General features: G+C 72.1%; 14 protein-coding genes. 6 read left to right on the forward strand and 8 right to left on the reverse strand.

The window, feature by feature from the left end:
- Positions 1-205, forward strand: a 205-nt coding sequence (locus tag ACIY1X_RS16630) for a hypothetical protein (protein ID WP_399682484.1), incomplete at its 5' end; no start/stop codon positions are given.
- A 19-nt stretch (positions 206-224) separates the two neighbouring features.
- Here ACIY1X_RS16630 and ACIY1X_RS16635 read toward each other — a convergent pair.
- Together ACIY1X_RS16635 and ACIY1X_RS16640 are read right to left on the reverse strand one after the other, a co-directional pair.
- The gene (locus tag ACIY1X_RS16635; RefSeq protein WP_399682487.1) at positions 225-1145 is read right to left on the reverse strand and encodes a DUF808 domain-containing protein; all 921 of its coding nucleotides are present in this window, start codon (positions 1143-1145) and stop codon (positions 225-227) included.
- Between the two features lie 19 nt (positions 1146-1164).
- Positions 1165-1686 carry a GNAT family N-acetyltransferase gene (locus ACIY1X_RS16640; RefSeq protein ID WP_399682489.1) on the reverse strand — a complete coding sequence of 174 codons (522 nt, stop codon included), beginning with the start codon at positions 1684-1686 and terminating at the stop codon, positions 1165-1167.
- A gap of 82 nt (positions 1687-1768) precedes the next feature.
- Between ACIY1X_RS16640 and ACIY1X_RS16645 the strand changes: the two genes are divergently transcribed.
- The 4 genes from ACIY1X_RS16645 (at position 1769) to arsB (ending at position 4025) form a co-directional block, all read left to right on the forward strand.
- Positions 1769-2062, forward strand: coding sequence for a 2Fe-2S iron-sulfur cluster-binding protein (locus ACIY1X_RS16645; RefSeq protein ID WP_399682492.1), 294 nt, complete (start codon positions 1769-1771; stop codon positions 2060-2062).
- Positions 2063-2128: 66 nt separating this feature from the next.
- On the forward strand, positions 2129-2452 hold the full coding sequence (locus tag ACIY1X_RS16650) for an ArsR/SmtB family transcription factor (RefSeq protein WP_399682495.1): 324 nt from the start codon (positions 2129-2131) through the stop codon (positions 2450-2452).
- Positions 2453-2463: 11 nt separating this feature from the next.
- Positions 2464-2955, forward strand: a complete 492-nt coding sequence (locus tag ACIY1X_RS16655; RefSeq protein WP_399682497.1) for an arsenate reductase ArsC — start codon at positions 2464-2466, stop codon at positions 2953-2955.
- Positions 2952-4025, forward strand: coding sequence for an ACR3 family arsenite efflux transporter (arsB, locus tag ACIY1X_RS16660; protein WP_399682500.1), 1074 nt, complete (start codon positions 2952-2954; stop codon positions 4023-4025). Before ACIY1X_RS16655 ends, arsB begins: the two co-directional genes overlap by 4 nt.
- A 9-nt stretch (positions 4026-4034) precedes the next feature.
- Here arsB and ACIY1X_RS16665 read toward each other — a convergent pair whose 3' ends face one another.
- Positions 4035-5279 carry an MFS transporter gene (locus ACIY1X_RS16665; RefSeq protein ID WP_399682502.1) on the reverse strand — a complete coding sequence of 415 codons (1245 nt, stop codon included), beginning with the start codon at positions 5277-5279 and terminating at the stop codon, positions 4035-4037.
- A gap of 29 nt (positions 5280-5308) precedes the next feature.
- On the opposite strand from ACIY1X_RS16665, the gene ACIY1X_RS16670 reads away from it, so the two are divergent.
- Positions 5309-5974 carry an RluA family pseudouridine synthase gene (locus ACIY1X_RS16670; RefSeq protein ID WP_399682505.1) on the forward strand — a complete coding sequence of 222 codons (666 nt, stop codon included), beginning with the start codon at positions 5309-5311 and terminating at the stop codon, positions 5972-5974.
- Here ACIY1X_RS16670 and ACIY1X_RS16675 read toward each other — a convergent pair.
- From ACIY1X_RS16675 to ACIY1X_RS16695, 5 genes are all read right to left on the reverse strand, one after another.
- A complete protein-coding gene (locus ACIY1X_RS16675; protein ID WP_038203201.1) occupies positions 5958-6401 on the reverse strand; it encodes a universal stress protein in 444 nt (147 codons plus the stop codon). The two genes, ACIY1X_RS16670 and ACIY1X_RS16675, sit on opposite strands and share 17 nt — an antisense overlap.
- A 158-nt stretch (positions 6402-6559) precedes the next feature.
- The gene (locus ACIY1X_RS16680; protein ID WP_399682508.1) at positions 6560-7294 is read right to left on the reverse strand and encodes a 2OG-Fe dioxygenase family protein; all 735 of its coding nucleotides are present in this window, start codon (positions 7292-7294) and stop codon (positions 6560-6562) included.
- Positions 7295-7355: 61 nt separating this feature from the next.
- Positions 7356-7637 carry a DUF427 domain-containing protein gene (locus tag ACIY1X_RS16685; RefSeq protein WP_399682511.1) on the reverse strand — a complete coding sequence of 94 codons (282 nt, stop codon included), beginning with the start codon at positions 7635-7637 and terminating at the stop codon, positions 7356-7358.
- Between the two features lie 53 nt (positions 7638-7690).
- Complete coding sequence (egtD, locus tag ACIY1X_RS16690) at positions 7691-8668, reverse strand: L-histidine N(alpha)-methyltransferase (RefSeq protein WP_399682513.1); 978 nt, start codon at positions 8666-8668, stop codon at positions 7691-7693.
- On the reverse strand, positions 8665-9227 hold a 563-nt coding region (locus tag ACIY1X_RS16695), incomplete at its 5' end, for an SUMF1/EgtB/PvdO family nonheme iron enzyme (protein WP_399682516.1). The genes egtD and ACIY1X_RS16695, both read right to left, overlap by 4 nt.

The following is a 9227-nucleotide window of genomic DNA, read 5'->3' on the forward strand; positions in this document are numbered from 1 at the left end:
GGGCGGCCCGGCGATGAAAAACGACCAGATGCTGCTGCGCGGCGCCATGTGCGCCTTCATCGGCGCCGCCGTGCTGCTCGGCCCCTACATGCTGCGCTCGCCGGCGTGGCGCGACATGGTGGCCGGCGCGCAGACGGTGGGCTGGTTCGCGCTGGTGCTGGGCGTGGCGATGATCGTGGTGGCCTTGGTGCGCCGCCGGCGCTGAAGCGGCGCCGCGCAGCCCGTCAGTGCGCCGGCGCCCTGCCGCCGCCGCGCAGCCGCTTGAACAGTTCGACCGCGCCGAGCACGATGGCGCCGGCGACCAGGCCCACCGCGAGGTTGAAACCCAGGGAGCCCAGCGAGCCGACCAGCGCGCCGGCATCGATGGCCCATGCCTCCACCGCGTGGCCGACCTGCGGCACGCCGTGCACCAGGATGCCGCCGCCGACCAGGAACATCGCCGCCGTGCCGACCACCGACAGCGCCTTCATCAGCCAGGGCGCGAAGGCGAGGATGGCGCGCCCCGCGGCCTGGGCGCCGCCGCCCGGCTTGCGGCTCAGGTGCAGGCCCAGGTCGTCCAGCTTGACGATGCCGGCCACCAGGCCGTAGACGCCCACCGTCATCGCCAGCGCGATCGCCACCAGCACCGCGAGCTGCGTCCAGAAGGGCTGCCCTGTCACCGCGCCCAGCGTGATGACGATGATCTCGGCCGAGAGGATGAAGTCGGTGCGGATCGCGCCCCTGACCTTGTCCTTCTCCATCCGCGCCGGGTCGGCGCCGCCCTCCACCATCGCCTGCACGTGGCGCTCCACCTCGGCCGCGTGCTCGGCCTTGTGCAGGAACCGGTGCACCAGCTTCTCCACGCCCTCGAAGCACAGGAAGGCGCCGCCGAGCATCAGGAGCGGCGTGATCAGCCACGGCAGCCAGGCGGCGATGGCCAGCGCCGCCGGCACCAGGATCGCCTTGTTGACCAGCGAACCCTTGGCCACGGCCCAGACCACCGGCAGCTCGCGGTCGGCATTGACGCCGGTGACCTGCTGCGCATTGAGCGCCAGGTCGTCGCCCAGCACGCCGGCGGTCTTCTTGGCCGCGACCTTGGTGAGCACGGAAACGTCGTCGAGCACCGAGGCGATGTCGTCGAGCAGCAGCAGCAGACTGGAGGCCATGGGAGGAATGCGTGCTGGATCAGCCGAGGTCGCGCTTGAGGCGGACTTCCTCGATGCGGATGGTGCCCAGGGCGGTGGTCTTGGCGGTCTTCATCTCGCGCTTGAAGCCCGCCTCGTGCTCGAAGAAGCGCAGCGCGCGCTCGTTGCGCAGTGGCACCCAGACGGTGACGCTGGTGCAGCCCTCGTCCTCCAGGCCCTCCTCGGCGGCCTCCCACAGCTGCAGCGCCACGCCCTTGCCCCAGTGGTCGGGGTGGACGTACAGCGACCAGATCTCGCCGACGGTGGGCTTGGTCTTGGGGTCGCGCGAGCGGTCGAAGCCGACGAAGCCGACCACGGTGTCGCCCTGCACCGCCACGTGCACCTGCGGCTCGGCGAATTCGATGGCCTGGCGCCACTTGGCCTCGCGGGTGGCGGGCGCCAGGGCGTCGAGCTGCTCGTCGGGCACGATGCCCTGGTAGGCGGCGCGGGCGGCGGCGGCGTGGATGTCGGCGATCGCCTTGGCGTCGCGCTGTTCGGCGGGGCAGACTTCGTAGGGAGACATGCGGGAAAGCGGAGAAGAAGAGGAAAAACGGCGCGCCATTGTCGCCGCCCGCCCGCCGGCGCCTGCCCGACAATGCCGCGCCATGTCCAGCACCGTCCATCTCCGGCCCAGCGGCCTGCGGTTCGAGGCCGCGCCCGGCCGCAGCCTGCTGCTGGCGGCGCAGGACGCCGGCATCGAGCTGCCCAGCTCCTGCCGCAACGGCACCTGCCGCACCTGCCTGTGCCGGGTGCTCGAAGGCACGGTCGAGCACACCGTCGAGTGGCCCGGCGTCACGCGCGAGGAGCGCGCCGAAGGCTGGATCTTGCCCTGTGTGGCCGAGGCGCGCGGCAGCGGCGTGGTGATCGACGCGCCGCTGGCCTTCTCGCTGTTCGACTGAGCGGCCTCCCCGCTCACACGGCGGACACCGGTTTGATTCATTCTATATTTCGACTATTATTGAATAATGGAAGAAACAGCCGTCATCCAGTCCCTTGGCGCCCTGGCCCAGCCGCTGCGCCTGCGGGTGTTCCGGGCGCTGGTGGTCGCCGGCCCGGAGGGCCTGACGCCAGGCACCCTCGCCGAGTCGATGGACGTGCCCGCCACCAGCCTGTCCTTCCACCTGAAGGAACTGGCGCACGCCGGCCTCGTGACCCAGGAGCGCAGCGGCCGCAACCTCATCTACCGCGCCGCGTTCGACCAGATGAATGCCCTCCTGGCCTACCTCACCGAGAACTGCTGCGCCGGCGCGGCCTGCGAGGTGGATGCCGGGGCCCGCGCCTGTTGCTAGAGAGCCCCGCCATGACCCTCCACGTCCTGTTCCTCTGCACCCACAACGCGGCGCGCAGCATCCTGGCCGAAGCGGTGCTCAACCACATCGGCGCCGGCCGCTTCAAGGCGTATTCGGCCGGCAGCAGCCCGCGCGGCAACCAGCGGCCCCACCCGATGGCGCTCGACGTCCTGGAGAAGGCGGGCATTTCCACCGCCGGGCTGCGCAGCAAGAGCTGGGACGAGTTCGGCCTGCCCGATGCGCCCCGCATGGACCTGGTCATCACCGTGTGCGACAACGCCGCCGGCGAGGCGTGCCCATACTGGCCCGGCCGGCCGGCCACGGCGCACTGGGGCTATCCCGACCCGTCCGAGGCGCAAGGCGACGAGGCCCACCGGCTGGAAGCCTTCCGCCAGACCCTGCACGCCATCCGCCGCCGCCTGGAGCTGCTGGTCAACCTGCCGGCCGCCAGCCTCGACCGGATGGTGCTGCAGAGCACGGCGCGCGGCCTGGCCGACGCATGAGCGGCGCATCCCTGCCGGCCGCCGCCGCGCCGGCGCCGCTGCCGGGCATCGGCTTCTTCGAGCGCTACCTGAGCCTCTGGGTGGCGCTGTGCATCGTCGCCGGCATCACCTTGGGCCAGCTGTTCCCCGCGGCCTTCCGCGCCGTGGCGGCGCTGGAGCTGGCCAGGGTCAACATCGTGGTGGGCCTGCTCATCTGGGTGATGATCGTTCCGATGCTGCTGAAGATCGACTTCGGCGCGCTCGGTCAGGTCAGGACGCACTGGCGCGGCATCGGCGTCACGCTGTTCGTGAACTGGGCGGTCAAGCCCTTCTCGATGGCGCTCCTGGGCTGGCTGTTCATCCGGCAGCTGTTCGCCCCGCTGCTGCCGGCCGACCAGCTCGACAGCTACGTGGCCGGGCTGATCCTGCTGGCCGCCGCCCCGTGCACGGCGATGGTGTTCGTGTGGAGCCAGCTGTGCAGGGGCGATCCGTACTTCACGCTGTCGCAGGTCGCGCTCAACGATGCGCTGATGGTGGTGCTCTTCGCGCCGCTGGTCGCGCTGCTGCTGGGCCTGTCCTCCATCACGGTGCCGTGGGACACCCTGCTGCTGTCCGTGGGCCTGTACATCGTGGTGCCGGTGATCCTGGCCCAGGCGCTGCGGGCCCGGCTGCTGCGCGGCGGACCGGCGCGCCTGCAGGCGGTGGCCGCCGGGCTCGGGCCGTGGTCGATCGCGGCCCTGCTGCTCACGCTCGTGCTCCTCTTCGCCTTCCAGGGCGAGGCGATCCTGCGGCAGCCGCTGGTCATCGCGCTGCTGGCGGTGCCGATCCTGATCCAGATCTTCCTGAACGCCGGCCTGGCCTACCTGCTCAACCGCCGGCTCGGGGTGGCCCACTGCGTGGCCGGCCCTTCGGCGCTCATCGGGGCCAGCAACTTCTTCGAGCTGGCCGTGGCCACCGCCATCAGCCTGTTCGGGTTCCAGTCGGGTGCGGCGCTGGCCACCGTGGTGGGCGTGCTCATCGAGGTGCCGGTGATGCTCCTGGTCGTCTCGGTCGTGAACCGGTCCGGCGCGTGGTACGAGCGCAGGGCCTAGGGCCCTGCCTCAGCCGACCATGCGGTCGCGCTTCGCCAGCGAAGGGAACAGCCGGAACCACGACAGCGCGACCAGCATGGTGCCGATGCCGCCCGCCACCACCGAGCCCACCGGCCCCAGCAGCGCGGCCGTGGCCCCCGACTCGAACTCGCCGAGCTGGTTGCTGGCGCCGATGAAGATCGAATTCACGGCGCTCACCCGCCCGCGCATCGCGTCCGGCGTCTCCAACTGCACCAGCGTCTGGCGGATCACCACGTTCACCATGTCGGCCGCGCCCGAGACGGCCAGCGCGGCCATCGAGACGAGGAAGCTCCTCGACAGCCCGAACACCACCATGCACACGCCGAAGGCGCCCACCGCCAGCAGCAGGGTGCGGCCCACGTGGCGCTCCACCGGCCGGCGCGTGAGCAGCACCGACATCACCAGCGCGCCGACCGCCGGCGCGCCGCGCAGCAGGCCCAGCCCCCAGGGGCCGGTGTGCAGGATGTCCCGGGCATAGATCGGCAGCAGCGCCACCGCGCCGCCGAGCAGCACCGCGAACAGGTCCAGCGACACGGCGCCCAGCACCGGCTTGCGCAGCCAGATGAAGCGCACGCCCGCCAGCAGCGTGGCCGCCGTCACCGGCTCGCGCGGCGGCGCGCTGTGCGCATAGCGCAGCCGCACCGCCAGCAGGCAGGCGGCGGCAAAGAACAGCACGCAGGCGCCGTAGACCACCCCTGTGCCCGCGACGAACAGCAGCCCGCCCAGCGCCGGCCCGCCGATGACGGCCGCCTGCTGGCCGGCGGAGCTGAAGGCCATCGCGCGCGGCAGCATCAGCACCGGCACCAGCAGCGGCACCAGCGCCTGCTGGGCCGGCATCTGGAAGGCGCGCACCGCACCGAGCACCAGCGACAGGCCCAGCAGCAGCGCCCGGGTGTCGAGGCCGGCGCCGTGCGCGCCCAGCAGCGCCAGCGCCACCAGTCCCTGCGCCGCCAGGCAGGCGGCCAGGATGCGGCCGCGGTGATGCCGGTCCACCACGTGGCCGGCGTACAGCGCCAGCACCAGCGCCGGCACGAACTGGAACAGGCCCACCAGGCCCAGGTCCCAGGCGCTGCCGGTGATGTCGTACATGTGCCAGCCGATCGCCACCATCAGCATCTGCTGCGCTGCCGTGCCCAGCATGCGCGCGCACCACAGGTGCATGAAGGGACGCTCGCGGGTCAGGTCGGAGAAGCTGTAGTCGGTCCGGGCGGGCGCGGGGTCGGAGGCGGGCATCGCTTTTGAGCATACCTACACTCACCCGCGTGGAAGCTGACGACTTCACCCTCGTCCATGAAGACGATCACCTGCTGGTGCTGGACAAGCCCGCCGGCCTGCTGTGCGTGCCGGGGCGCGGCGAGGACAAGCAGGACTGCCTGAGCGCGCGCGTGCAGCGCCGCTGGCCGGATGCGCTGGTCGTGCACCGACTGGACATGGCCACCAGCGGCCTGGTGCTGATGGCGCGCGGCGCCGAGATGCAGCGCCGCCTGAGCGAAGCCTTCGCCGGCAGGCAGGTGTGGAAGCGCTACGAGGCGATCGTCGACGGCATCGCCGACAGCCGGCACTGGCAGACGATCGACGCGCCGCTGATGGCCGACTGGCCGCGCCGCCCGCTGCAGAAGATCGACCCCGAGGGCAAGCCCAGCCTCACGCGCTGGCGCACGCTGGAGACCTGGCCGCAGCAGGACGCATCGCACCTGTTGCTGGAGCCGCACACGGGCCGCTCGCACCAGCTGCGCGTGCACCTAGCCTCCATCGGCCACACGATCCTCGGGGATGCGCTCTACGGCGATGCGCGGGTGCAGGCGCGGGCGGCGCGGCTGCTGCTGCATGCGACGGTGCTGCAGCTGCGCCACCCGGCCACGGGGCAGGCGATGCGCTTCGAGCGGCCGGCGCCCTTCGGCCGGGAAGACGTCAGAGGCTGCCCTTGACGACCAGCACGGGCACCTGCGACTCCTGCAGCACGCGCTGCGTGACGCTGCCCAGGAGCAGCTTCTCGATGCCGGTGCGGCCGTGCGAGCCCATCACGATCAGGTCCGCGCCCAGCGCGGCGGCCGTGTCGACGATGCCCTCGTGCACCACGTGGCCGTCGATCACGCGCTGGTCGCTGTGCAGTCCCTCGGCCGCCAGCGCCGCCACGCCGCGCGCCAGCGCCGCGTTGGCGCTGGCCGTGGCGGCGGCCAGGTATTCGTTCTGCCCCAGCGCATAGTCGGCGCCCACGCCGATGAAGGGGTAGTTGTCGATCACGTGGATCAGCGTGATGCGGCTGCCGAAGGCCAGCGCGAGGCCGCTGGCCTTGCTCACCGCGAGCATGGACGTTTCGGAGCCGTCGATGGGAACCAGGATGTGATTGAACATGACGTACCTCGCGTTGTCTGGTTGGCATCTCGCACCCGCCCCGCTGGGGGCAGGCGCGACGAACGCCCCGAATGTAGCGTGCCGGCCGCGCGGGCCCTGTAGGACGCCCGGGCCGCGGCGCCGGCCCCCGGCGATATCGGACGAGCCCTTGCGCTGCGTCAGCCCTGGAAGCCTCCGGCGCGGCAGGTGACGACCAGCGTGTCGCGCCAGCCCTTCTCGCCCTCGGCGAGCGGCTGGATGGGGGTGGACTCGTGGATCACGCGCGCGTCGTCCAGCAGCATCAGCGTCCACGGCTCGGCCAGGGTGAAGCGCTCGCCGCGGCGGCCCTCGAACACGCGCGTCTCGCCGCCCTTGATGCCGTGCCGGCCGACCAGCGCCACCGCCACCAGGTCGACGCCGTCGCGGTGCGCGCCCTCGGGCGTCGGCCGGCCGATGCCGCCTTCGGTGTCGATGCGGAACTGGTGCGCCTCGATGAACCAGCGCTGCGGCCCGCGCAGCGCGCTCGCCGCGCCGGCCAGCCGCTGCAGCAGTGCGCGCCATGCGGGCCGCGCGACGGTGGCGTCTTCCATCGGCGCGAACCAGCGCTGCATGCCGCCGTGCAGCGCGTTGTATTCGACCGGCTGCCAGTGCGCGCGGTGCGGCACCTGCTCCAGCGCCTCGCCCTCGGCGACGAAGCACGAGTGCCGCCGCGTGCGGTAGCGCCCGCCGTCCTTGAGGTATTCGTCGGGCGGCAGCCGGTCCCAGTCGGCATGCAGGGCCTGCAGTTCGTCCAGCGGGCGGCCCAGCCAGTCGCTGGTGCCCTTCGGGCTGAGCACGGCGTAGCCCTCTTGCCGCAGGGCGGTGGCCAGTTCCTCGGGCGGCGTGAAGGGCGGGCTGTAGACCGCCGCGCTCATCAGATGACCCTCCGTGCGTCGCACTGCGGGTGCGAGCCCCTTCGGAACGGCCGTGCGGCACTCACGGCTCGACCTTCACGCCCTTCCAGAAGGCGACGCGGCCCCGCACCATCTCGGCTTCGGGCTTCGGGTCGGGGTAGTACCACACGGCCTCGGGGTTCAGTTCGCCGTTGACCAGCAGCGAGTAGTAGCTGGCCGTGCCCTTCCACGGGCACACGGTGTGGTTGTTGCTGAAGGTGACGTACTCCTGCCGCAGCGACTCGGCCGGAAAGTAGTGGTTGCCCTCGACGAGCACGGTGTCGTCGCTCTCGGCGATGGTCACGCCGTTCCAGGTGGCTTTCATGTGAACAGACCTCTGTTGCAGCCGCGCGGGCTGCAGGGGCCGGCGCGGGGCGACTATTGTGCCGCCGGGAGCCAATGCACGCTGAAGAGGCGCTCGGGATCGGTCCACACGGGGCCGATGCCGAAGCCCGCGCGCACCGCCAGCGCGCGCAGGCCCTCGATGGTGAACTTGTGCGAGTACTCGGTGTGCAGCGTCTCGCCCTCCTCGAACTCGAAGCGGCGGCCCTGCACTTTGACCGCCTGCGCGCGGCGGCTCTGCAGGTACATCTCGATGCGGTGCAGCGGCGCGTTGTAGAAGGCCGCATGGTCGAAGGCCGAGAGGTCGAAGTCGGCGCCCAGCTCGGCGTTGGCGCGCGCCAGCAGGTTGAGGTTGAAGGCGGCCGTCACGCCCTGCGCGTCGTTGTACGCGGCATGCAGCAGCGCCGGCTGCTTGACCAGGTCCACGCCCAGCAGCAGGCCGCCGCCGCGCAGCAGCCGCGCCGCCTGCCGCAGGAATGTCAGTGCCTCCTCGGGCTCGAAGTTGCCGATCGTGGAGCCGGGGAAGAAGCCCACGCGCCGACCCTGGCCCGGCAGCGGCGCGGGCAGCGCGAAGGGCCGCGTGTAGTCGGCCACGACCGGCTGCACCGCCAGGCCCGGATGGTCGGCGCGCAGTTGCCGGGCCGCGGCCTCCAGGTGCTCGCCGGAGATGTCGATCGGCAGGTAGCGCCGCGGCGCCTCCAGTGCGTCCAGCAGCAGCCGCACCTTGACCAGCGAGCCGGCGCCGAACTCCACGATCTCGGCGCCGCGGCCGATGCGCTGCGCGATCTCGTCCGCGTGCCGCCGGAGGATGTCCAGCTCGGTGCGGGTGGGGTAGTACTCGGGCAGCTCGCAGATGCGGTCGAACAGCTGCGAGCCGCGCGCGTCGTAGAACCACTTGGGCGAGATGCGGCGCGGCCGCTGCGAGAGCGCCTGCAGCAGCTCGCGCGCGAAGGCGCCATCGCCGGCATCGTCGCGGCGGGCATCGGAAGATGAAAGTGCGGAAGGGGGTGTCATGCGCGATCCTTGGCCAGGCGCAGGCCGCTGAACTGCCAGCGCGCGGCCGGCGGGAAGAAGTTGCGGTACGTCGGCCGCGCGTGGCCCGGCGGCGTGGCGAGGCTGCCGCCGCGCAGCACCAGTTGCCCGACCATGAACTTGCCGTTGTACTCGGCCGCGATGCCGGGCATCGGCCGGAAGCCGGGGTACGGGTCGTAGGCCGAGCGCGTCCACTGCCAGGCATGGCCGGCGGCCTGCGTGAAGCCGTCCAGGCCGCAGGCGGCCTCCCACTCGGCCTCTGTCGGCAGGCGCGCGCCGGCCCATTCGGCGAAGGCCGCGGCCTCGTAGAAGCTCAGTTGCGTCACGGGCGCCTCGGGCGCCATCGGGCGCAGCCCTTCCAGGCCGAACACGTGCCAGCCGCCGACGTGGCCGGCGCCGCCGAGGCCGTGCATGGCCAGCCGCGGGTCGTCGGGCGCGAGCCAGTACGGCGGATGGCGCCAGCCGCCGGCCTGCACGGCCGCCCAGCCGTCGGACAGCCACAGCTCCGGGCGCCGGTAGCCGCCGTCGGCGATGAACTGCG

The organism is Xenophilus sp. (genome assembly GCF_044462705.1).
Lineage (GTDB): Bacteria > Pseudomonadota > Gammaproteobacteria > Burkholderiales > Burkholderiaceae_C > Xenophilus > Xenophilus azovorans.